The sequence below is a fragment of the Boudabousia marimammalium genome, assembly GCF_001936115.1.
Classification (GTDB): domain Bacteria; phylum Actinomycetota; class Actinomycetes; order Actinomycetales; family Actinomycetaceae; genus Boudabousia; species Boudabousia marimammalium.
This window is the reverse complement of sequence record NZ_MPDM01000005.1, coordinates 175,919-199,755: the sequence shown is the minus strand read 5'-3', so window position 1 is coordinate 199,755 and position 23,837 is coordinate 175,919. Positions and strand designations below refer to the sequence as shown.

Genomic DNA, 23,837 nt, shown 5'->3' with positions numbered 1-23,837 from the left:
GGCTCAACAGTCGGCTCAACAGTCGGCTCAACAGTCGGCTCAGTTGTAGGCTCAACGCTAGGCTCAACGCTAGGCTCAACGCTAGGCTCAACAGTCGGCTCCGGGCAGATGAAGCGAGCCATTGCCCAGTCGGCGTGGTCTCCCCCAACTCCGTCTCCACCATCACTTACCTTCAGAGTGATTGTGGACTTTCCAGTCAGATCAACCTGCACATCAGCAGGCTGCTGGTTGAAACGCTTAGTCACAGGACCCCAAACTTTGGCACCATCGGTCCAGACTGAGAAGTCAACTGAACCGCGACCGGTTTCGTCATCGACGCCAGCGGTGGCACGGAAAGCAGTACAGCCTTCAGGAATCTGGTAGGTAACCTCAGAGTAGGCGTGAGCGCCCAAGCCCTTCGGGTAAGTCTTGCCCTTGATGGTGATTACACCACCATCGCTCGGGCCATTTTCACCGTTGGAGCGGTCACGTTCAATCGGACCCCAACCATTTTGTGAACCAGCCGGGAGATCGTAGTCACTGAGGAAACGAACTGCCGGGTCAACCACAGTAATCTCAACCGGGCGGGTAACCGACTTCTGCACACCATTAAGCATGTAGCGGGCGGTCACCTCAAGGGTAGCGCCCTCGGTATTCTTCGGCGGAGTCACAGTCCAGATTTGACGTGTGCTGGCACCCGGTGCCAGTTCAGTTGCCGCAACAGTAGAATCGGCCACGGTCCAGCCTTCAGGTGCAACTACGGAGAGCTCCACATTAGAGACAGGGCCTTCCTCGCCAGAGGTCAAATCAGCCTGCAGCGGGCTAGGACGTCCCTGCACCATAGTTTCAGCGCTCGGAATCAGTGTGGCACAGGCAGGCTGGCTTTCCATCTCACCAAGGTCTTCCAAACGGAAGTTATCGATGACTAGGTCATTCCAGTTACCACCAGCAGCGTGCATGAAGCCCATCGACAAAGGTGAGCAGCTGGCAGCGTCAAACTCCTGCGTGAAGGTAGTCGTAGTGGCGCCGGTAGCCTCCAAAGGCACAGATTCCAGCTCGTCATAATCGAAGCCAGTCCCGTTCGCATGCTCGCTGAACAAGGTCCAGCTGTTCTTGGCGTACGTAGCCTGATAGTCGAAGCTGACACGGTATTTATGACCGGACAGAATCGGCACTGACTGCGGAACGGTGCGAAGAATCAGACCGCCGCCTTCTTGGTGAGCCATCAAGGACCAGTCACCGTGCAGGACGTTATCAACCGGCTTATCACCCCAACCAGCCTGCGAGTAAGGCTCATTGCGTTCAGCCAACTGAGTACGAGCATCGCCACGGTTGGCAGTACCAGTGATGAACGGCCAATAACCGGTGTCGACATTCTCAAAATCATCGAAGAACACGGTCTTGTCAGTTGCGGCCGGATCAGCCGGAGCCACGAACTTGACTAGTCGCTGGTCATCAATCTTGACACGAGCATCGCCCTCACCGACGTGTACACCGAGGGTGACGGTCGCCGGCGCGTCCAAGTGGAAGGTAACCCGAACCCGCTGCCAACCGGAGTTGCCGTTGAAGTCGTGCTTCTCATCTGAAGCGACCATATTCGCAGCTGAAGACTGGCTGATCACAGTCTGAGGAACACCGTTTACTGCAGCCTGATAGGCGGTCGGCGTTACGCCCTCGCCCTCGGCCTTGACAGAAACCTGACGGGTCTTGCCCTTCTCGATTTCTACCCAGGTCCAGTAGTTCCAGTCGCCAGCTTCCAGAGAAACCTGCTGGGTCGCAGACGCGGCCCCAGCACCGAAGACAGCTTCACGGTTCTGGAATCCATTCGGAGCAACAGTTACATCACCGGTAGTGGTGTATGCGTCAAGGTTGCCTGAGTAGAAGCCCGGGTCAGCCAAGCGAGTACCCTCACCCCAGTTAACGGTCTTTGCGGCCGGGGCGGCGTCGCCCTTGTATACGACGTATGCAGTACCTGCTTCGGCGGTCAAGTTGATGGCGCCACCGGCGACCGGTACGACCTGCTCATCGACGCGGCCGTCATCAGTCAACTTGTAGACCTTGACATTGGCAAGGCCAGCCCAGTCGGGGTTCAGGTTCCACGAAGTCTGTCCACCATTGGTGTTGTAGTGGTAGAGGCGCTCTACCCCACCATTGGTCCACGGCAACAGGTAGGAGCCATTCTTCATAACCTCAACACCCTTGTATGTCATCTTGCGATCAAGCATCTGATCGGAGGGGTTGAAGCTGGTTACCAGTGAGCTTCGCGGAGAAGTAGCCACGGTACCGTTTTCGAAGGTAATCCGGTTCGGTTCCCACTTCACAATCGGGGACTGCTGCAAGAACTTGGCCGGCAGGTTACGGGTCCAAATATTCTGGATGAACGGCTCGTAATCCTGGTGGTTAGTCCAGCCTTCAAACTCAACAATGCGGGCGGTACCCAGAATCGGGTTCGGGTTCCAGGTGTCACGCTGACTGTTCAGCACGAAACGCATAATCTGCGAGGTGTAGCCCTTCAAACTGGTGCCGCCATAGCCTTCTTCCTGAGCCCAGTGAGACCAAGTGGTGTCATGGACGATAGAAGCTGCCCATTCGGAAGAGACACGCCAGGGGGCGCGTCCCATCGCTTGCGCAGACTTGTTCATTTCTTCGACCATACGGGTGTTCTGCCAACCCCACTGGAAGTGGGTGTCGAAGTACAGCCAACGCAAGTTATCGGGTACCTCTGAACGGAACTGATCAATCCGGTCAATCAGCTTGCGGCTACCAAGATCCTTAACGTAGTCAATGCGGTAGGCCTGGTTCATCCAGTTCCATGCCTTCTGGTACGGGACAGCGAGGCTGTCGTCAAAATGCTTAGCCTCAGAGTAAGTCTCAACCGCGTTGATATGAACACCGAAAGTAGCGTTCCAGTCCTCGCCGGCGTTAACCAGAGTCTTCAGGTCATCCAGTCCACCAGCACGCACGTTGTAGTGGCCGCCGTAGTCGGGGTGTGCCGCGTCGTGGCCTTCAGACTGGTAGCCCTTCAGCATGACCTGCTGACCCAAGTTGTCGGTTGCCAAGGAGATACGCTTGGTGTCATCAAGGGTACGCAAGAAGGGGTGCGTAGCCTGGGAGACAATATTGAACGGGATGCGGGCAATAACCCGGTTAGGCACATCATCTGCACCGACCGGGGTGGCGTACACGTCACGCGTAGCGATGGCACCATCCTGCCAGTCGACAGTTCCGTCATTGTTAGCATCTGCGACAATCTTAATCTTTGCCCACAGCTGGCTATCTACGCCGATGCCGAGTTCAGCGCCGCGCGCCCGGTAAACCCACATATGCGGCGTGATGGTACCAATCTTGGCACCATTGACACGGCTGATAGCACGCTCGAAACGAGGCAGGTCACCGCTGGAAGAACCACTGTTACCCATGTCTAGGGTCATGGTTCCTTCCATACCGGCCGCCAATTTGGAGGTATTGGCGATAGCCATCCAAGAAGTACGGGACTCATAGGGATTAGTTTCGCTGAGCTTTTCGAAGTGGTCACCCGAACGAGCACGGTCCACCACTACGTTCGCTGCGCTCAGCTGCGAAGCAGCATCATCCTGTCCGACGGACACCAAGGGGTACGGGAAATGAATGGTGTTAACCAAAGCGTTCGGATCTTGGATATTCTCCAAGCTCATCTTGAGAACGCCGTCAGCCAAGGTGTAGACCACGTCCAGAGTCACTCCGGACAGGTCGGTGACAGTCAGCGGGTAAGTAACCGAGTTAGCCGTCACCGCAGGAGTACCAACTGTGAAAGGATATTCCTGTTCAGCCAACTGGTCGCCATTGCGCTTGCCAATTGTGATGGTGCTTTCAGGGGTGCCGTAGACGCCACGGATAGAGTCAGCGCCGAGGCGATAGTCAACTACCGCGGGGACAGTCGGGAAGAAACGGACTGTCAGGTCGCCTTGCGTCAGTGAAAGTGCGTCTGCGGGAACCCCGGTCAGAGAATCAGGCATTTCACCTGCCGGTAGTTCCGGCTCCGGGGTGGTCTCAACCGGAGGAGTTGTGCCGGTCCAAAGTGAAAGCTCTGCCAAAGAAGCAACAGTTTCACTGCGGCCCGCAGCGCCACCGAAAGCAGATTCATACTTAACAGCCAAGCACTGAACGTCTTTGACCTTGTCGGGAGCAATATCGACAATGAGAGGGGCGCGACGATGTGTCTCTTCATCTGCTGAACCGGAGGCAACGACCTCCCAGTTAGCAACTTGATCAGCATCAAAGTCAGCACCCTCATAGCAGTTCTCGCTGGCAAGAATCTTGTAGTCATGCACACGACCGGAGCCATTAGAAGACTGGCGCGGCACCAAGACCACGCGAGAGACTGGCTGGGCGCTGCCTAGGCGGGCCTCGAGGTAGTGCGGTAGCGGATCTACGCCACCGGACCATTTGGTATGCCAGTAGGTGTCCAGCTGACCATCAACGGCAAAATCGGCAGAGCCACCGGCTCCACCGTTCTCAACGCCAACCTGAACTGAATCTGTACGTACCGATGCTATCTGATCGGTGATATTTACTGGTGTTTCTTCAGCATAGGCGGTACCTACCGTGCCGGTAGCACTGACACCTGTAACCGCCAATGCGGTTGCAGCCAGCCAGGCTACTGAAGCAGATAGTCGCTTGCGACTTGTATGAGCCATGAACAACCCTGTCCTTTCAGTGAGCGCGTTTAGTTACAGCCACCCTGCTTCATCAACGAAACTTAGCGTGGCGTCATTGGACACGCAGAAAAACTGTCCCGAATAAACAATAACTATTACGGGGGAAAAATAACAGAGGAAAAACTCGCGATTTGGCTGTTGCAGCATTAAAAATAAAGTCTCACAGTGAGCGAATCGGCTCAAATCTGGGCAAGACCAATCACAATAGAGCAACCCAGCAGCTAGAATTACAATTCTGTAACAATAAAGTGTGCCCCCTCCAAACTGGAGGGGGCACACTGAGAAACAATGCTTAAAGCATCAACCTAAAATCAGGAGGGATTCTCACTGAGCAGGTTACGAGTCTTGCTGGAATCCAAGGGGATACCAGGACCCATAGTGGTAGCGACAGTCGCCTTAGTAATGTAGCGGCCCTTAGAGGAAGCCGGCTTCAAACGCAGAACTTCTTCCTGAGCGGCAGCATAGTTTTCGGTCAGCTGCTCAGCCGTGAAAGAAGTCTTACCAACGATGAAATGCAGGTTAGCGTGCTTATCAACACGGAACTCAATACGTCCGCCCTTGATCTCCTTGACAGCCTTGGCCACATCCATGGTGACGGTACCGGTCTTGGGGTTCGGCATCAGTCCACGCGGACCTAGCACACGACCCAAACGACCGACTTTGCCCATCAGGTCGGGGGTTGCTACAGCAACATCAAAATCAGTGTAGCCGCCCTGAACCTTTTCGATCAGCTCGTCGCCGCCAACCTCGTCAGCACCCGCATCGAGTGCTGCCTGAGCCTTGTCACCAACAGCAAAGACCAGGACCCTTGCGGTCTTGCCGGTGCCGTGAGGCAGTGAAACGGTGCCACGAACCATCTGGTCAGCTTTACGAGGATCCACGTTCAGTCGGAAACACACCTCAACGGTGGCGTCAAACTTAACGGTAGAGGTCTCTTTAGCTAGCCCGAAAGCTTCGAGCGGGGCGTACAGGACGCCGGGATGAATCTTTTCCGCAGACTTGCGGTAGTTTTTTGCGCGTGCCATTCTGCTTCTCCTTGCAGTTGTGGTGTGCGAGCCGCGCGGCTCTGCCACAGTCCCACGCTCAGGTGGAACGAATTAATGATTAGGGTGATTAGTCGACCAGATCGATGCCCATGGAACGGGCAGTACCGGCGATAATCTTGGAGGCAGCCTCAACGTCGTTAGCGTTCAGGTCAGCCATCTTCAGTTCAGCAATTTCACGAACCTGAGCGGCAGTAAGCTTGCCAACCTTCTGAGTGTGAGGAACACCAGAGCCCTTGGGTACGCCAGCAGCCTTCTTAATCAGCTGTGAAGCCGGCGGGGTCTTCGTAATGAAGGTGAAAGAACGATCTTCGTAAACCGTGATTTCAACAGGGATGATGTTACCGCGCTGCGACTCGGTGGCAGCGTTGTAAGCCTTGCAAAATTCCATGATGTTAACACCATGCTGACCCAGCGCGGGGCCAACCGGCGGAGCCGGGTTAGCAGCGCCAGCCGGGATCTGAAGTTTGATCAGGCCGGAAACCTTTTTCTTGGGAGCCATAAAGTAAGGGTCCTTATTATTAGCTACGGAACGACTGCAACCCGAATCCACGATTGTGCACACAGGTCCAGCCGACTGGACATAAACGTCTCAGAATTGATTTAAGACGCAATTGCCAATCATACGACCGTCCAGTCAACTAAGCAACGTAGACGGCCAATCTCACATTGGCGGGTGAGCGGAAAAATCAGTCTTCCTTTGAAACATCGGACATGAGCAACTCAGTTTGAGTGTCCCGACCAAAGAGAGTCAAAGTAACGACCAGTTTCTTCGCCTCCGGCATTACATCAGCCACAGTTGCGGTCTGACCCAAGAACGGACCAGCGGTAACCATGACAGATTCACCGATTTCATATTCGACCTTGACGACCGGGGCGGGAGTGTTAACAGCCTCGGCTTCAAGCTCACGCATGAAACGCTGCTCTTCGCTGGGAGCCAGCATTTCATAAGCTTCAGGAATGCTCAGCGGGGTAGGAATCTGATCTTCACGGCTCTTGAGACGAGAATCGCCCACAAAGCCAGTCACCGCCGGGGTGTCCTTAACTAGGCGCAATACCTGGTTGTCATCATCCAAGTTCATGCGCACCATAACGTATCCGGGCATCCGCACGCGGGTGATCTTCTTCCGCTGCGCATTCTTCATCTCAACAACTTCTTCCATGGGCACAACGACCTCATGAATAAACTCCGCCATTCCTAGCGACTCGGCGCGCTGCTCCAAGTTTGCCTTCACCTTGCGCTCATGGCCGGAGTAGGAGTGAATCACGTACCAGTCACCCGGCTGCAGACGAAGAGCAGTTTGGTACTCACGCATATGCTTGGCAAGCGCCTGCTCCGCATCTACCGGGGCGTTATCGGAGGCTTCAGTCTCAGCTGTAGCATCTGCCTCTTCTGGCGCATCGAGGGTGGGTTCCAGTTCAACCTCAGTCTGGTCCATCTCTTCGTTCACTATGTCTCCTTTTGCGCTTCCCAAAGAGAGGGAAACAATCTAACTGAAATACGTTTGCCCGATCTTTTCAGACCGGGCAACTAAGCGTTAGCTTGATTATAGCAGTGTAATTCGCTTACGCGAAGACAAGTTTAGAAAGCCAACCAAAGAGGAAATCAATTCCGCCGATAAAAGCCATCAGGACTGCGACGAAAACAATCACGACAAGGAAGTAAGTCCACAGTTCATTCTTGGTGGGATAAACCACCTTGCGGAGTTCAGTGATAACTTCTTGAATGAAGCGCACAATGCGAGCAAAAAAGCCAAGCTCTCGCTCTTGCTCTGTCTTTACAGCCTCACTCATTGGTTTTCCTTTACTCTTGCCGCCTATCACAAGCGCCTAACGCGGATTTGATTCCATTATAAACAGAATCTTTGCAGGGCAGGAGGGACTCGAACCCACAACCGCCGGTTTTGGAGACCGGTGCGCTACCAATTGCGCCACTGCCCTAGGGGTAATTCATCACTACAGTAATGAACACTCGACACAGTTTAATGCGTAAATCTCCGCCGGTCCAGTCGAGGCAGATGTAAGTAGGTCACACTCTGTAGTGCGCTTTTGCAGGTTTCCTATAATTATGTGCAAAGTCACTAAGAACATGGGACGATATAACTATGAGCAACACAACTAAGAATCGGATTTCGAAACGACTCGCGGCGATTCAGCCCTCGGCAACCCTCGCGGTTGATGCAAAAGCCAAAGCTATGAAGGCAGCCGGCGTACCCGTAATTGGTTTTGGCGCGGGAGAACCCGACTTCCCAACTCCTGATTTTGTGGTGGAAGCGGCTTGTGACGCAGCCCGCGACCCCCGCAATCACCGTTACTCTCCTACTCCCGGTTTGCCCGAACTACGGCAGGCAATCGCGGATAAGACACTCCGTGACTCCGGCTACCAGGTGGACACCGCTAATATCATGGTTACTAATGGCGGTAAACAAGCGGTATTCCAGGCTTTCGCCACAGTAGTTGATCCGGGCGATGAGGTGCTCCTCCCCGCCCCTTACTGGACTACCTACCCAGAAGCTATCGCTCTAGCAGGCGGCGTTACGGTCCCCGTTTTTGCCGGCGCAGATCAAGAGTACAAGGTTACGGTGCAGCAGCTGGAGGCAGCGCGCACCAATAAAACCAAGGTCCTGCTGTTCTGCTCTCCCTCGAACCCCACCGGAACCGTCTACACGCCTGCGGAAACCAAAGCGATTGGTGAATGGGCTCTGGAGCACGGCCTATGGGTGATTACCGATGAGATTTACGAGCACCTGACCTACGATGACGCCGTCTTCACGCCGATTGTGAAGGCCGTGCCCGAACTGGCTGAGCAGACTCTGGTGCTCAATGGCGTGGCGAAGACCTATGCCATGACCGGCTGGCGCGTGGGCTGGATGATTGGCCCCCTCGACGCGATTAAGGCGGCCACCAACTTCCAGTCGCATCTCACATCAAACGTCAACAATGTGGCGCAGCGCGCCGCGATTGCGGCTCTAACCTCAGACCTTGACGTGGTCTACGAGATGCGTAAAAGCTTCAACCGCCGCCGCCAGCTAATTGTGGAACTGCTCCGCCAGATTCCCGGTTTCCAGACTCCCACTCCGAAGGGGGCCTTCTACGCCTACTGCGACGTGCGTGAAATACTAGGTACCGAGGTCGCGGGAGAAACCCCAAGCACCAGCGCGGAGCTAGCTACCTTGATTTTGGAGAAAGCTAATGTTGCGGTTGTCCCAGGCGAAGCCTTCGGCTCTCCCGGCTACTTGCGTTTCTCCTACGCTCTGTCCGAGGATGATTTACGGACCGGCTTAGCCCGCCTACACGAACTATTTGGAACGGTAAAATAATGTACCTCTATGGAACTGTCAAAGCAGCTGAAAAGCCGATCGGCGTTGTACTACTGGTTCACGGATATGCTGAGCACAGCGGCCGCTACCGTGAACTAATCGAAGAGCTGAACCAGCATGACCTCACGGTAGTCACCTACGATCATGCCAGCCATGGCCTGTCGGAAGGCCCGCGAGCGCAAGTAGACGTGAATGATTTACTGCGCCAGCACTACCGGGTCCGCAAGCAAGTGCGAGAGATGTTCCCGAACCTGCCGCTTTTCCTGCTGGGGCATTCCATGGGCGGTCTAATCACCGCAGCATCCGTGCTGACTCAGCCGGATGATATTGCGGGCGTCGTATTGAGCGGTCCAGCTTTGGGACTGCGCCCCTCCCTACCGATTCCGGTAACGGAAGCCCTCTACCAGTTAGGCAAATGGCTCCCCAGCTTACCAATGAGTCCTTTCGACGAGGACGGTATCAGCTACGACCGCGCTAATGTGCAAGATTACCTAGATGACCCCTTGAACTATGTGGGCTCAGTGCCGTTACTCACCGGTTCCTCAATGGCTAATCTAGGCTTGCGTTTACGTGACAAATTCGCGAAATGGACACCAGACGCCCTCGTCCTGCAGGGCGCTGACGACGATATCGTGGATATCCAGATTGTCCGGAAGTTTGCTGCTGAAGCCGGCACTGCACATGACGTCCGCCCGGTCATCGATTACGTTGAGATTCCCGATAGCCGCCATGAGCTCTATCGTGAGGCGCAAGGACCAGTGTTTAACACCTTGACCGCACAGTGGATTCAGCAACGCTGTTAAAAGCACACCAGCTCGAAACTGTAGAGGGTTCGTGGGAGAATATGCCCATGCGCGATTTATCCACCTTGCCGAAAGCGCACCTGCACCTGCATTTTACCGGTGCCATGCGCCCACAGTCGCTCTTTGACCTAGCTAAACGCAAACATGTGAAGCTACCGGCAAATCTATTGGATAATCACCCTCTGCATGTTCCAGCTGACCGGCGCGGATGGTTCCGTTTCCAGCGCGCCTACGATTCCGCGCGCGCCCTCGTCAGGGATGAGGAAACCATGCGCCAAATCGTGCGCGAAGCCGCCGAGGATGACGCCCGGGAAGGCTCTGTCCGCCTCGAAATCCAGGTCGATCCCAGCAGCTACGCCCCCTATGTGGGGGGACTCACTCCCGCTTTGGAAATTATTTTAGATGAGGCAAAAGCCGCTACCGTAGCTACCGGCGTGGAAGTCGCCGTGGTGGTGGCCGCCTCCCGCATGCATCATCCCATGCATGCTCGCACCCTAGCTCGGCTCGCTGCCATCTATGCGGGCGACCAGCCGGGGGAAGTAATCGGTTTCGGCCTGTCCAATGATGAACGTAATGGTGACACCTCTGAATGGGGGCGCGCCTTCAAGATTGCCCGCCGAGCCGGCCTAGCTTCACTCCCCCACGGCGGCGAACTCGTCGGCCCGTACCATATTCGCCAGGTGGTGGAACACCTCAAACCCAAACGCCTGGGCCACGGAATCCGAGCCGCAGAGAACCCGGCCCTCGTTGAGCAACTAGTCAAGCAAGGGATTGCTTTTGAAGTCTGCCCAGCTTCTAATGTTTCCCTCGGCGTCTATCCGGAGATTTCCGCAGTTCCCCTCCGCCGCCTCTACGAGTCTGGAGCGCTAATTTCCCTTAACGCAGATGACCCGCTCCTGTTCCGTTCCCGCATCAACGACCAGTACGAGGCAGCCCGAGAAATGGGCTTTAGCGACGCAGAAATTGCTGAACTAGCGCGCCGCTCAGTGAAAGCCTCCCTCGCCTCGGAAAGCTCGGTTACGCGCTGGCTGAAACAAATCAACCAGTGGCTGGAAACAGCACCACAGGCAAAGGAATAGAAGCCATGGCGGCACCAGTGTTTCAGCAACTCCCTGAAGGCTCTGCGCTGCCTGCTGTCGCGCAAATACTGCGCGCCCTCGCCCGGGAAGGCTGTCAGGATCTCGCCGACACTGTCACCACCTGGAAGGACCCGCGACCACCCCAGAGATGGCGCCAAGGAAATCTCATCCCCGTGGTCGCCATCCCGGGGATTAATGAGTCATGGATCAGTCTGCGACCCCTCCTTGAAGGGCTCAACCAGACAGGACATCCCATCATCACAGTCCCTCAGCTGGGACGCTCTATCGCTGAACCGCAACGCCTCGCGCAGATTGTGCAAGGCCAAGTCAACTTCCACGCTTTGGACCGCTACGCGATTGTTGCCCACTCCAAAGGCGGGCTGGTGGCCCGGGCACTACTGCGAACCAGCGCAGGCAAAGCACAAGTAGCTAAGGTAGTCACCGTAGGGACGCCCTACGCCGGCAGCCCCTGGGGCTATATTTTCCCTGCCGGCAGTCAGATTGGTCGCCTCCGTCCCACCGCCACTTTCTTCACCTCCACAGATGGCCCAGATTTTCCTTACCACAGGTTCCTAGCCATCTCATCCAGCTTTGACCACAAGCTCTTGGGCGATTCCTTCCTCGACCCCAAAGCCCAGCACCTGACAGTTCCCGCCCTCGGGCATACCCTTCCGCTACATGACCCGCAGGTACTGAAGATAGCACGAAACGCCCTCGGCCAGCTGCTAGCCGAAAAGGCGCCTCGTTCAGAAAACTAGATAACCCGCTTACTGGGTTCCTCACTTCGCTCCGCGGATCTCCTCTTTGGCGTGCACCAGCAGGGTCACCAGCTCACAGAAAGGCGTGGGGATCCCATAGTCCTTGCCCTTGCGAGCAATCGCACCGTTAAGGTAGTCAATCTCAGTGATACGGTTGTTCTTCACCAGATCCTGATACATGGACGGGTAGTGCTCACCAATGCTGTCCGGGGAGAAAATACTGTGAATATAATTCAGCACCTCTTCACGGTCCAAGTTGATTCCCTCATGCGCGGCGACGTCCCCGAACTCGTTCAAGATGCCCACAATGATTTCTTCGGAGGATTGAGTTGATCCGAAAGTATTCAGATTACATTCCAAGATAGTGCACATGGCGTTCACTGCCCCGTTCAAGGTGGCCTTACGGTAGATGGAGTACCTGACGCTATCGGAATAGCTGGCATTCAGACCAGCGCCGTCAAGCAGCTCAGCCACCTCGTAGGCTTTCCGCTTGGCGGATTCACTATTTTCCATATTCTCTAAAGCTACCGCACCGCTGCCGTACAGGTGAGCGCGTCCCGGCCCATCCAGGCCGGCAGTCCAAATCGTGGTTCCGAGAATGAAATTAGCGTCGGGCACGTATTTGCGCACGGTTTCTTCATGGCCGATTCCGTTCAGCAGGCAGAGCAACGCAGTATCCGGACCGATTGCAGACTGGATAGAAGAGAGCATCTGATCCAAACCCATCGCCTTGGTAAAGCAGATAATCAGATCAAAAGTACCAGCAACTTCATGAGGGTAAACGATCTTGAATGGGGCGACGCGGCTTTCCCCATTCCAGTCAATCTGCAAACCATTAGCTTTGATGGCCTCCACATGGTCACTCCAGCTATCGATTAAGGTGACGTCTTGACCGGCTTCAGAGAGCATGTATCCAAATCGGGATCCCATCGCTCCCGCTCCAGCAATACCAATACGCATGTTATCTCCGTTCTTTAATCTATTTTTTCGGTTAGTTTAGGCCGAGGGTGTACTCGGTTTAATGATTACCGGTTCAGGGTGTAAATCGATGCCGTATTTTGCCCTCACCCCGGTCCTAATCTGGTCGCTGAGGGCAATGATGTCATCCCCGTTGGCATTTCCGCGGTTCGTAATAGCGAGGCTATGTCGCGAAGACAAAGCTGCATCACTACCCTCGTCCAGACGGTATCCGGTGGTGAAACCGGCATGTTGAATCAGCCAGGCGGCTGAGACTTTCTTGATGCCGGGCAAAGTGGGCGCCTGCATGTCGATGCCTACGGACAGGGCACGGTTCTCCACCGGGAAGCGGGGAGCGTCCTCCGGTAGCTGCTCCGCGACGGCATCGGAAACTATTGGGTTAGTGAAGAATGACCCTGAGGACCAGGTGTCACGATCGGCATCATCTAGGACCATGCCTTTGCTCCGGCGGATCTCTAAGACGGCTGCACGGACAGCCTGAGAGTCTGCCCGCTCCCCTATTTTCAGTCCCAATGCATTGGCTAGTTGCCCGTAGCGGATGGGGGCGGACAGTGAAGCGTGACGGAACTGGAAGCTGACGGAAAGTACCACCCATCTGCCGGTGGGCCCCCAGGTGCGTCCGCCACCCACTTCCGGGTCGGTGAGGGAGCGTTTCAAGATTGAGTTGCGGTATTCCAGCTCTAGGTCGACGAGGGCGAGGGTGCGGGCACGAGACTCCAACCGATCCCAAACGCGCACTGAAGCAATCGTCTCAGCTACTTCTTGTCCGTATGCACCAATATTTTGGACCGGGGCGGCCCCGACTGTGCCAGGAATCCCGGAGAGTGCTTCGACTCCCATCCATTCTTGGTTGACAACGTAAGCAACGAAATCATCCCAGCTGACACCGGCAGTGGCAGTAACTGAGGCGCCACCGCAGGAAGAGTCATCATCAAGGGTGACTTCTTGACGTATATCGCGCACTACAGTGCCCGCAAATTTCTCGTCAGAGGCAACCGTATTGGAGCCGCCGCCGAGGACGAAAAGCGGCCTCCCGGCTGCGTCGGCTTCCTGGATAGCATCAATGAGCTCAGTCTCTGTTTGCGCTTCCACATAGTTTTCAATGGGACCACCTACCCCCATGGTGGTGAGCTCAGAGAATCTCGGTGCCGCTAAATCTACGCGAATGCGGTGGGATGAGACCTCGTGAAGGGGAACAAATTTATTTTCTGCCATAGCTCCAGATTACCGTACCTTCGTTTTCAGCTTCATGGCCTGAAGCACGCTTTAACGCTCAGCTGATTCTCTTCCAACCGGGAATACCCGATAAAAACCAAAAGACCGTCACCATTGGTGACGGTCCGACGCGGTAGCCCCGAAGGGATTCTACTTAGCGGGTCTCCTTGTGAGGAGTAGACTTATTACAACGTGGGCAGTACTTGGCCAGCTCTAGGCGGTCAGGAGTATTGCGACGGTTCTTCTTAGTGATGTAGTTACGCTCTTTGCACACGGAGCATGCCAGAGTGATCTTCGGGCGAACGTCTGCGGACTTGCTTGCCACGGTATTCCCTCGCTTCTATAAATAATGCCGCTCCGAGCGGCTTGGACAGACACTTACGGTAGCGGGGGCGGGGTTCGAACCCGCGACCTCACGATTATGAGTCGTGCGCTCTCACCAACTGAGCTACCCCGCCAAAGGCGGGACCGTCTCCGGTCACTACCAGAGCCCCGAAAGGGAATCGAACCCTTGACCTTCTCCTTACCATGGAGATGCTCTGCCGACTGAGCTATCGGGGCAACGCAGGCTACTTTACAGAAACAGATAGGCACTCTGCAACTGGAAAGTCATTCCAGACGTTAACATCACATTTTGTGATGGGTGGCGGGTGAGGGATTCGAACCCCCGAAGCATTCCGCGGCTGATTTACAGTCAGCTCCCTTTGGCCACTCGGGTAACCCGCCATGCAGTGAACGTTTATTTAGCGTTAAACGTTGTTGCCGGAAAATCATAACAAATAACTTGGACTAAACGCCAATTGGGGAAGGCGTGCTACCTCACATTTTATTCTCGACTACAATATGATTCATATTCACCGATTAGATTGAGGAGAGAAAAATGGCTGATTCGTCATTCGATATTGTCAGTAAAGTGGACCGTCAAGAGGTTGATAACGCTGTCAATCAGGCGGCTAAAGAGGTGTCCCAACGCTATGATTTCCGCGGTGTTGATGCGGAAATCGAGTTCAAGGGTGAAACCGTCACCATGAAAGCTAACTCCGATGAGCGCGTGCTGGCGATCCTTGATGTCCTGCAATCCAAGCTGGTTAAGCGTGGTGTAAGCCTCAAAGCCCTCGATTTGGGAGATAAACAACCCAAGGCTTCCGGCAAGATTTACATTCTGGCCGGCACCCTCCGCGAAGGCCTGAGCCAAGAAATTGCGAAGAAGATTACGAAAATTATTCGTGATGAAGGCCCCAAGGGGGTGAAGGCGCAGATTCAAGGTGACGAAGTTCGCGTCTCCTCCAAGTCCCGTGACAACCTGCAGGAAGTCATCAGCTTACTCAAGGGCAAAGACCTTGACGCCGCCTTGCAGTTCGTGAACTACCGCTGAACCTGACTAGAGCCTTCTAGTAACCGGCCATCCGCTCTAACCGCGCAATCCGCTCCGCCATGGGCGGATGCGTGGAAAAGAGTGACCTCAAGCCACCTAGCGGATTCGCAATCATCAGGTGGGAAACAGTTTTCACCCGCGGGTCACGCATCGGCGCACGGGTAGTTCCGGCATCTAGCTTTTTCAAAGCTGATGCTAAAGCCAAAGGGTCGTTGGTTAGTTTCGCGCCATCCTCGTCAGCATCAAACTCTCGCGTGCGCGAAACTGCCAGCTGAATCACGCTAGCTGCCAAAGGCGCAAGGAAAGCCAGCAAGATTACTGCCAGGCCATTGCCACGATCTTCACGGCTTCGACCCATGGATCCCCACATGAACATGGTGCCGAGGGAGCTAATTATGCCGGCAATGCCGCCGGCCATAGAGGAAGTCAAAATATCGCGATTGTACACGTGCATAAGCTCATGTCCGAGCACTCCCCTGAGCTCTCGCTCATCAAGGATCTGCAAGATGCCTTCCGTGCAGCACACCGCCGCATGCTCTGGGTCTCGCCCAGTAGCGAAAGCGTTCGGTTGCAACTGGGGGGAGATATAAAGCCTAGGCATCGGCTGATTCGCGGACTGTGAAAGCTGCCGGACAATCCGATAAAGCTGGGGAGCCTGCGCCTCGGTGACCGGGTATGCGCCCATGGAGCGAAGCGCCAGCTTATCCGAATTCCAGTAACTGTAGGCGGTGCTGCCCACGCCCAGTAGTGCAAAAAGCCACAAGAAGATGGAGTTGCCGGTCGCGTTAGCGATGAGCCAACCCACCAGGGTAAGCAAAGCTATCAGCGAGGCGATTAGTGCCACTGTTTTCAGCCCGTTGTAATGTTTGTGCATAACGCCAATTTACGCAATGCGGGGTTCTTTAGCACCCGGGCTGAGCCATTCTTAGCCGAGGGCTAAGACGAGGAGGCTACTCTCCGTCCTGACCGATGAGGTCGGCAGGGATTTCTTCTTGGCGGGAAATCGCGGTCATTGCCTTGCGGGAAACCACCTTGACACGCTCACGCATGCCCTTACCGTCGGGGAGTTGACCGTAGTCTTCACCGAGCTTGCGCTCATAGGCGTCGAGCAGCTCCCAACCCTGCCAAGTGGTGTAAGGAATCCCCCGCTCTTCGAGCAGTTTAATCATGGCTTCGTGACCCACCGCATCAGTGGTGGCGTGGAGACGTCCAGCCTGCGCATCCTCAACCAGTTTAGAGATGGTTTCAGCCGCATCAGATTTAGTGGAGCCAATTAGACCGACCGGGCCGCGCCGAATCCATCCGGTCGCGTAAACTCCGGGGAGCACATTGCCTTCCAGATCGGTGACGCGTCCCTGCTGGGAGGGAATCACGCCCCGCTGATTATCGAAGGGCAGCCCCTCAATGGGTGAAGAGAAGTAGCCCACCGCCCGGTACACCGCCTGTACGGGGGTGTCCACGAATTCTCCGGTTCCGACAACTCCGCCGTTACCGTCCAGCTTGGTGCGTTCAGTCCGGATAGCGCGAACGTTTCCGTTTTCGTCAGCCAAGATTTCCGAGGGCGAGTGGAACATATGAATATGGATGCGCCGTGAAGCGGTCTGCTCTTCGGGATCTTTCATCGCATAGTTAGTCAGGGTTTTCACCACCTGCTTGGTCTGATTCGAGTTCTTAATCGCAGCCTGTGACCCCTCGTCGAAGTCAAAATCTTCCTCGTAAACAATCACGTCAACGTCGGGGACATGACCCAGTTCACGCAACTCCAGTGGGGAGAACTTCACCTGGGCGGGGCCACGGCGACCGAATACGTGCACGTCAGTGACAGGGTTGTCCAGCAGGCCAGCGTAAACATTCGCAGGGATTTCGGTAACCAGAATGTCTTGCGGATGCTTAGAGAGGACGCGGGCCACATCCAAGGCCACATTTCCGACTCCCAGAACGGCAATCTCTTTGGCCTCCAGCGGCCAAGTGCGCGGGTAGTCGGGGTGACCGTCATACCAGTAAACAAAATCCGCAGCGCCATAGCTTTGCGGCAAATCGATGCCCGGAATGTTGAGCGGACGATCCCGGTCCGCGCCGGTAGCCAAAATAATGGCGTCGTAGTGCTCGTGGAGGTCCTCAACGGTGATGTCCTCCCCCACTTTCACGTTAGCGAGGAGGCGAATATCGCCGCGCTGGAGGATCCGGTACAGGGCGGTGATAATCTGCTTAATACGCGGATGATCAGGGGCCACACCGTAGCGAACCAAGCCATAGGGTGCGGGGAGCGCCTCGAACAGGTCAATCTGTACGTCTAGTTCCGATTTGGACAGAATGTCTGAAGCATAGATACCGGCCGGGCCGGCACCGATTACGGCGACGCTTAAGGGGCGATTGGACACTGGAACCTCCGAAGTATTTTCTTAACCTGTGTCATTCTAACGTGGAAAACGTGCGGAGGAAAGTCCACCCTAACCTAGCTGATTAGGTGGAGCTGAAATCTTTAGACGGCCCGGTCGATGGTCAGTTCAGCGAACTGCACCAGCATATCTTTAGCCTCACTTTGCGGCAGTGGCTCCAGTGCTTCAAGGGCATGGTCGATTGCTTTACGCGCCAATTTGCGGGTCTCATCAATCACCCGATTGTTGACTAGCATTTCCACTACCCGAGACAAGGCGACATCCGAACTCAAATCTTCCGCCAAGGCATCAAGGATACGGGCGTCCTCATTGTCTCCCTCGCCCCGTGCCGCGCGAGCGCGCAACAAGAGCACCGGCAGAGTATCCACGCCTTCACGCAAGTCAGTGCCCGGAGTTTTCCCGGAAACCTCACCGGGCGAAACCAGGTCCAAGATATCGTCGGCGATCTGGAAAGCGACCCCAACACGTTCCGCATAGGTGCTCACAGCTGACTGAATCTCCTCAGAAGACCCCGAGTAGAGCGCCCCAAAGTAGGCGGCGGAAGCAACCAGAGAACCAGTCTTATCAGCCAGAACCTGCAGGTAGAACTCTACCTTATCTTGCCCCTCAGCAGGACCAAAAGTTTCATTCAACTGGCCTAGGCAAAGCCGTTCAAAGGTCTTCGCATGATAGTCGACCGCTTCAGTACCCAGCTGTGCAGTGAGCCGTGAAGCTCGCGCGAACAGCACATCCCCAGCCAAGATGGCACGGTTGTTACCCCACTCAATCTGAGCGGAAGGCACACCCCGACGCTGCGGGGCGGAGTCCATCACATCATCATGGTAGAGCGTGGCCAGGTGGGTAAGCTCAACGGACGCAGCGGCCCGAATCAGTGCTTCCTCATCCGGAGTCTCTCCCAACAGGCCACAAATCATCACCAGAAGCGGACGCATCCGCTTGCCACCAGCCGAAACCAAATGCTTGGTCAGCGGGTCAACAAGTTCACCTGAACCCTGGACTTGCTGGAATAGGAGCTCTTCCACCCGCTCCAGACGACCAACAATCTGGTCCTGGAGCTCCGGGTGATTTAGATTAGGTACCTGGACGTTCACGGCCCTATTATAACCTAGCTAATCAGATTCATAACAACGGTGGGGAACAGGCCCAGCAGCACGGTCAGCAGGACGCTGACGGTGATAGCGAAGGAGCTCAGGCCCTCCGAAGTTACAACCGCTATCTTCTCACTGGGGGCGAGGAAGTACATGGTACGGATTAGTCGGAAGTAGAAGACCGCGGTCGCCGCAGAGGCCAACACTGCGATCACTACCAGCAAGGTTCCACCCTGGCTGGCAGCGGAAGCGAAGACCCAGAACTTGGCCATGAAGCCAGCGGTCAACGGGATACCCGCGAAGGAAAGCAACAAGACGGACATGCTGGCAGCTAACCAAGGATTGGTCTTACCTAGGCCAGCCCACTTGGACATGTCGGTTGCTTCGCCGGTGATATTACCTTCCCCATCCCGGTTGCGTACCAAGGTGATGATACCGAAGGCACCAATCGTGGCAATGCCATAGGTCAGCAGGTAGAACAGCAAGGCACCCACGTTCCCGGTAACAACAGTCCCTTTACCAACCACGGCAATCAGCAGGAAGCCAGCGTGAGCAATCGAAGAGTAGGCCAGCATTCGCTTGATGTCATTTTGACGTAGACCCATCACAGTGCCAACCACAATGGTCAGCACGGCGATTACCCAAATCATGGTCTGCATGTAGGGGAACAAGGCGACGGCTGTAGTGGCAAGCACACGAAGCAAAGCTACGAAAGCGGCAATCTTAACGCCGGCAGCCATGAAACCAGTGATGGGAGTGGGAGCTCCCTGATAAACATCCGGGGTCCAAGCATGGAAGGGGGCTGCCGCAACCTTGAAGAGCAGGCCGACAGTCACCAAAAGCGCACCCACGAACCAGAGCAAGAGCACATTCAGGCCATACTGCCCGAGGAACTCGGGCAGACGATTCGCCGGAATCAACGCGAGGTTGATATTGCCGAGGGCGCCATACAGGAAAGCGGTACCCATCAGGAAGAACGCCGAAGAGAAAGCACCCAAAATGAAGTACTTGATAGCAGCCTCTTGACTGATTAGACGCTGACGGCGCGCGGAGGCAGCCAGAATGTACAGCGGCAAAGACATAACTTCCAAAGCTACGAACATGGTGAGGAGGCTGGCAGCCTGTACGAAGACCAGCATGCCACCCAAGCTGAACAGGACCAGCGGATAGAACTCGGTGCGCTGGTAGTTCAAACGGTTCGTAAGCGACTCATCGGAAGAACCGGGACGGTCTGCGGGCTGTCCAGCGAAAGCACCATCGAGCTGGCTGGTACGGTCAGCTATCACCATGATTGCTAAGAAAGCAATCAGCAGCAGAGCCATGGAGGCGAAGATGCCCACATGGTCACCGAGCATATCAGATCCGGCGACGAAAGTGGGAGCATCCACCAAGCCCCAAATATCGATTAGGGCGGTCATTACCAGAGCGGCGACAACCGCAAGCAAACTGGAAACCAGTTGCGTGAGGCGGCGGGCACGCGCCGGCACGAATGCTTCAAATAAAACCTGGAGGACGCCAGTTCCCAGAATAATGATGATCGGGGAAATGACCAGCCAGTTGAAGTCCATTGCATCTTGCGGGTTCACTTGGCGCTCCCTTCGAGGTGATGAATCGTAACAATCAGAGTGGAGTCAGCCACCTGGGAAACAGTGTTCACCAGTGGAGCAGCCCAAACACCCAAAACCACCATGGCCACCAAAAGCGGCGTAATTGCTGTGCGCTCCAGCGTGTTCAAATCTGAGATTTGCTTCGCTTTTTCCGGCGGGCCAGTGAAAATGTGCTGGTAAGGCAACAGGATGTAAACAGCAGCAATGACCACTGAAATCACGGAAACCCCAGCAGCCCAAGGAGCCACCTGGTAGGTGCCCAGCAAAATCATGTACTCCGGAACGAAACCGGAAAGACCCGGCAGTGCCACAGAAGCCAAACCAGTCATTAAGAAGGTGCCGGCAAGAACCGGGGTGACCCGTTGCAAGCCGCCGTACTCCTTAATGGTGGCGGTGCCGCCACGACGAATCAAAGCACCGGAGAGCAAGAACAGTCCCGCAATGGTGACGCCGTGAGCGACCATGTACACCATGGCACCGGTCAGAGCATAAGCGGAGCCAATGAAGATGGCCATTACCATGAAACCGAAGTGCGACACGGAGGTGAATGAAATCAGGCGAAGCAGGTTCTTTGACCCCAAAGCCGCCAAAGCACCGTAGAGGATGGAAAGAATGGCGAAGCCCGCAATCCAAGGCGCAGCAACCAGCGTCTCAGTCGGGAAGATACGCAAGCTGATCATGATCATGCCGTAGGTGCCAATCTTGTCCAAGACGCCAACCAAAATGGTGGAGGTACCCGGGCGGGCAGCCTCGGCCACATCCGCCAGCCAAGTATGCAAAGGCACCATCGGCGCCTTAATGGCGAAAGCGATGAAGAAAGAGAGGAACACCAGCATGGTAGCGGTGGGGCTACCCGCGTCGATCCCGTTCATCATCAGGTTTTCCATCAGGAATGAATCCGGCTTCCAACCCTGCGTAATCGGAATCCAGATGATTCCAACCAGCATAATCAGGCCACCGACCAGTGAGTAAATCACGAACTTGAGGGCGGCTTTACCGCGCTTTTCAGTGCGACCAAACTGGCCGATCAGCAGGTACAGCGGCAACAGCATGGCTTCAAAAGCCAAATAGAAAACGAAGACGTCGCGGGCCGCAAAAATCACCACAATGAAGAACTGCAAGAACAGGAGCAAAGCCGCGTAGCGGCCACCCTCGGCCTCGGAATCTAAAGCCCACTCCGCGACCAACACAATGGGGAGCAAAGCAGAAGCCAGCAGCAGCATCACGAGGGAGAGCCCGTTAACGCCCAGCGCCCACGAAGTACCGAAAGCAGGAATCCACTGATAGGTTTCCGCCCACTGGAAGTCCGCAGCATGCGAGTAATCGAAAGTAGCGGCAATCCAGATGAAACCGAGCAGCTCCGCCAAGGAGGTGACCAAGGCAATCGGTCGGCCTTGCACGCGCAAAGCCGGAATCATCAAGATTAGCGCGGAAACCGCGAGGGGCAGCACCGCCAAGATGGTTAGTAGCGGGAAGGCTCCCGTCATTACGTTCACAATGTTTCCTTCCACCTTAGAGCACCCCCATGAGGGCCACAGCAATCATGGCAACTACACCAGCGAGGATGTAGGTGGCATAAGAGCGGACCTTACCGTTTTGCGTGGTGGAGACTGCTTTGCCAGCCCCCTTGAAGATAACCTCAATGCCGCGGACAGCACCATCAACCACTGAGTTATCAGCAACCATGACACCCTCGGCCAAAGCCGTGACGGGCTTGACCACCAGGTTGTCGTTTACCTGGTCTTGGAACATGTCGTTGCGGGCGGCATGGGTCAAAGCGTTTCCGGCGGGGATGGCCTGGTTGACTTCTTCCTGCACGTACAGTTTCCATGCCCAGGCCACACCGATGGCGACCACCACGAGGGTGGAGACCATCAGGAGCCAGACCGGCAGGACCGGCTCACCGTGTTCCACATGGCCGAGGACGGGGGTCAACCAGTTCACGAACATATTGTTCCAGGTGAGGACCCCACCGAGGGCCACAGAGAATACCGACAGAATAATCATCGGCACAGTCATGAGTGCCGGGGACTCGTGCGGGTGCACGGGACGGCCTTCTGCTTCAGTGGTCCAGCGGGCTTTGCCGTGGAAAGTCATAAAGAACAGGCGCGACATGTAGAATGCGGTAATTCCAGCGCCAATCAGCGCCACCGTACCCATCACCCAAGGCTGCCAAGGACCGGCCGTGTCAGAGACGAAAGCCATTTCAATGATTTTATCTTTGGACCAGAATCCGGAGAACGGCGGGACACCCAAGATAGCCAGCCAGCCGATCCCGAAGGTTACCCAGGTAACCTTCATGACGCCGGAGAGAGCGCCGAAGCGACGCATATTCACCTGATCGCCCATGGCGTGCATGATGGAGCCAGCACCCAAGAACATCTGGGCTTTGAAGAAGCCGTGAGTCAAAAGATGGAAAATGGCGAAAGCCCAACCGATCGGGCCGAGGCCCGCGCCTAGCATCATGTAGCCAATCTGCGACATGGTGGAGGCGGCCAGTACCTTCTTGATGTCGTCCTTCGCGGTACCAACTACCGCACCGAAGACCAAAGTGATAGCACCGATCACGGCAACTGCCGTGGTAGCAACCGGGGTGACCGCGTAGATAGCGCCAGCGCGAACCATCAGGTAGACACCGGCGGTAACCATGGTGGCGGCATGGATTAGCGCAGATACCGGGGTGGGGCCAGCCATGGCGTCACCCAACCAAGCCTGCAAGGGGAACTGCGCTGACTTACCGCAGGCGGCGACCAACAAGAAGATGCCAATCAAGGTTGCCTGGGCTTGCGGCAGTTCGGAGACGCGACCGAAAACGGAAGTGTAATCCAGCGTGCCAAAGGCGTTGAAGATTGCCATCATGCCCAACAGTAGGCCAACGTCACCGATACGGTTCATAACGAAAGCCTTCTTAGCTGCCTTAGCGTAGTCAGGAACGTGGTTCCAGAATCCAATCAGCAGGTAGGAGGCCAAGCCGACGCCCTCCCAGCCGACGAACAAGGTGGCGAAGGAGTTACCCAACACCAGCATCAGCATGGCAGCGATGAAGAGGTTCAGGTAGGCGAAGAAGCGACGGCGATCCGTGTCATGCTCCATGTACGCTACCGCGTAGATGTGAATCAGGAAGCCGACAAAAGTCACCAAGCCAACAAAGGTCAAAGAAAGCGGGTCAATCCGCAATCCCACTTCGATGCTGTGCTCACCAGCTGGAATCCAGGTAAATAGGCTCAGGTTCTGGACACGCTGTGAAGGGTCCAAACCGAGGGTGGAAATCAGGATGCTCAGACCCAGCACCAAGGAAAGACCGGTGGCGGCAATACTAAACCAGTGTCCCCACTTGTCACTCCTTCTGCCCATCAGCAGCAGGAAGGCGAAAGAAACCAAAGGAATCGCAATCATCAGCCAGCCGTAGCCGGCAAGACCTTGCGCCTGAGTCACTTCAGCCAAACCATGCGGGGACTGTGCGCTCGTTTCAAATAGATGAATCATCGTGCTCTCG

At 55.5% G+C, this 23,837-nt stretch carries 19 protein-coding genes and 4 tRNA genes; 5 read left to right on the top strand and 18 right to left on the bottom strand.

The window, feature by feature from the left end; translation table 11 throughout:
• From BM477_RS06200 to BM477_RS06175, 6 genes are all read right to left on the bottom strand, one after another.
• Positions 1-4,655: endo-alpha-N-acetylgalactosaminidase family protein (locus tag BM477_RS06200; protein WP_075361785.1), on the bottom strand; the 4,655-nt coding region annotated here is incomplete at its 3' end.
• Between the two features lie 332 nt (positions 4,656-4,987).
• A complete protein-coding gene (gene rplA / locus BM477_RS06195) occupies positions 4,988-5,701 on the bottom strand; it encodes a 50S ribosomal protein L1 (protein WP_075361784.1) in 714 nt (237 codons plus the stop codon).
• An 88-nt stretch (positions 5,702-5,789) separates the two neighbouring features.
• Positions 5,790-6,221, bottom strand: coding sequence for a 50S ribosomal protein L11 (gene rplK, locus BM477_RS06190; protein WP_075361783.1), 432 nt, complete (start codon positions 6,219-6,221; stop codon positions 5,790-5,792).
• 187 nt (positions 6,222-6,408) lie between these two features.
• On the bottom strand, positions 6,409-7,170 hold the full coding sequence (gene nusG / locus BM477_RS06185; RefSeq protein ID WP_084543760.1) for a transcription termination/antitermination protein NusG: 762 nt from the start codon (positions 7,168-7,170) through the stop codon (positions 6,409-6,411).
• A gap of 115 nt (positions 7,171-7,285) precedes the next feature.
• Positions 7,286-7,513 (bottom strand): preprotein translocase subunit SecE, encoded by a 228-nt coding sequence (gene secE, locus BM477_RS06180; protein WP_075361782.1) that lies wholly within the window; start codon positions 7,511-7,513, stop codon positions 7,286-7,288.
• Between the two features lie 74 nt (positions 7,514-7,587).
• Positions 7,588-7,660 (bottom strand) — tRNA-Trp (locus tag BM477_RS06175).
• 164 nt (positions 7,661-7,824) lie between these two features.
• Here BM477_RS06175 and BM477_RS06170 point away from each other — a divergent pair.
• From BM477_RS06170 to BM477_RS06155, 4 genes are read left to right on the top strand one after another with little or no spacing between them, the layout of a single operon-like run.
• The gene (locus BM477_RS06170) at positions 7,825-9,039 is read left to right on the top strand and encodes a pyridoxal phosphate-dependent aminotransferase (protein WP_075361781.1); all 1,215 of its coding nucleotides are present in this window, start codon (positions 7,825-7,827) and stop codon (positions 9,037-9,039) included.
• Positions 9,039-9,842 (top strand): alpha/beta hydrolase, encoded by an 804-nt coding sequence (locus BM477_RS06165; protein WP_075361780.1) that lies wholly within the window; start codon positions 9,039-9,041, stop codon positions 9,840-9,842. Before BM477_RS06170 ends, BM477_RS06165 begins: the two co-directional genes overlap by 1 nt.
• Positions 9,843-9,889: 47 nt before the next feature.
• Entirely contained in the window at positions 9,890-10,921 is a 1,032-nt protein-coding gene (locus BM477_RS06160) for an adenosine deaminase (RefSeq protein WP_075361779.1), read from the top strand.
• A 5-nt stretch (positions 10,922-10,926) separates the two neighbouring features.
• Positions 10,927-11,679 (top strand): esterase/lipase family protein, encoded by a 753-nt coding sequence (locus tag BM477_RS06155; RefSeq protein WP_075361778.1) that lies wholly within the window; start codon positions 10,927-10,929, stop codon positions 11,677-11,679.
• Between the two features lie 21 nt (positions 11,680-11,700).
• Here the strand turns inward: BM477_RS06155 and BM477_RS06150 are convergent, their stop codons facing one another.
• From BM477_RS06150 to BM477_RS06125, 6 genes are all read right to left on the bottom strand, one after another.
• On the bottom strand, positions 11,701-12,639 hold the full coding sequence (locus BM477_RS06150) for a 2-dehydropantoate 2-reductase (protein ID WP_075361777.1): 939 nt from the start codon (positions 12,637-12,639) through the stop codon (positions 11,701-11,703).
• Positions 12,640-12,675: 36 nt separating this feature from the next.
• Positions 12,676-13,872: a UDP-N-acetylmuramate dehydrogenase gene (locus BM477_RS06145; RefSeq protein ID WP_084543759.1), complete on the bottom strand. Its 1,197-nt coding sequence runs from the start codon at positions 13,870-13,872 to the stop codon at positions 12,676-12,678.
• A gap of 154 nt (positions 13,873-14,026) precedes the next feature.
• Positions 14,027-14,197 (bottom strand): 50S ribosomal protein L33, encoded by a 171-nt coding sequence (gene rpmG, locus BM477_RS06140; RefSeq protein ID WP_075361776.1) that lies wholly within the window; start codon positions 14,195-14,197, stop codon positions 14,027-14,029.
• Positions 14,198-14,256: 59 nt separating this feature from the next.
• A tRNA-Met gene (locus BM477_RS06135) sits at positions 14,257-14,330 on the bottom strand.
• Between the two features lie 30 nt (positions 14,331-14,360).
• Positions 14,361-14,433, bottom strand: a tRNA-Thr gene (locus BM477_RS06130).
• Positions 14,434-14,516: 83 nt separating this feature from the next.
• Positions 14,517-14,598 (bottom strand) — tRNA-Tyr (locus tag BM477_RS06125).
• 154 nt (positions 14,599-14,752) lie between these two features.
• Here BM477_RS06125 and BM477_RS06120 point away from each other — a divergent pair.
• Positions 14,753-15,247 (top strand): YajQ family cyclic di-GMP-binding protein, encoded by a 495-nt coding sequence (locus BM477_RS06120; RefSeq protein ID WP_075361775.1) that lies wholly within the window; start codon positions 14,753-14,755, stop codon positions 15,245-15,247.
• Positions 15,248-15,263: 16 nt separating this feature from the next.
• Here the strand turns inward: BM477_RS06120 and htpX are convergent, their stop codons facing one another.
• The 6 genes from htpX to nuoL all read right to left on the bottom strand — a co-directional run bounded on the left by htpX (position 15,264) and on the right by nuoL (position 23,827).
• On the bottom strand, positions 15,264-16,121 hold the full coding sequence (gene htpX / locus BM477_RS06115; RefSeq protein WP_075361774.1) for a zinc metalloprotease HtpX: 858 nt from the start codon (positions 16,119-16,121) through the stop codon (positions 15,264-15,266).
• Positions 16,122-16,197: 76 nt separating this feature from the next.
• Positions 16,198-17,628 (bottom strand): FAD-dependent oxidoreductase, encoded by a 1,431-nt coding sequence (locus tag BM477_RS06110; RefSeq protein ID WP_075361773.1) that lies wholly within the window; start codon positions 17,626-17,628, stop codon positions 16,198-16,200.
• Positions 17,629-17,729: 101 nt separating this feature from the next.
• Positions 17,730-18,737 (bottom strand): polyprenyl synthetase family protein, encoded by a 1,008-nt coding sequence (locus tag BM477_RS06105; protein WP_075361772.1) that lies wholly within the window; start codon positions 18,735-18,737, stop codon positions 17,730-17,732.
• A gap of 14 nt (positions 18,738-18,751) precedes the next feature.
• A complete protein-coding gene (nuoN, locus tag BM477_RS06100; protein WP_075361803.1) occupies positions 18,752-20,302 on the bottom strand; it encodes an NADH-quinone oxidoreductase subunit NuoN in 1,551 nt (516 codons plus the stop codon).
• Positions 20,303-20,316: 14 nt separating this feature from the next.
• Positions 20,317-21,828 (bottom strand): complex I subunit 4 family protein, encoded by a 1,512-nt coding sequence (locus tag BM477_RS06095; RefSeq protein WP_075361804.1) that lies wholly within the window; start codon positions 21,826-21,828, stop codon positions 20,317-20,319.
• Positions 21,829-21,853: 25 nt separating this feature from the next.
• Complete coding sequence (gene nuoL, locus BM477_RS06090; protein ID WP_075361771.1) at positions 21,854-23,827, bottom strand: NADH-quinone oxidoreductase subunit L; 1,974 nt, start codon at positions 23,825-23,827, stop codon at positions 21,854-21,856.
• Positions 23,828-23,837: the final 10 nt, after the last annotated feature.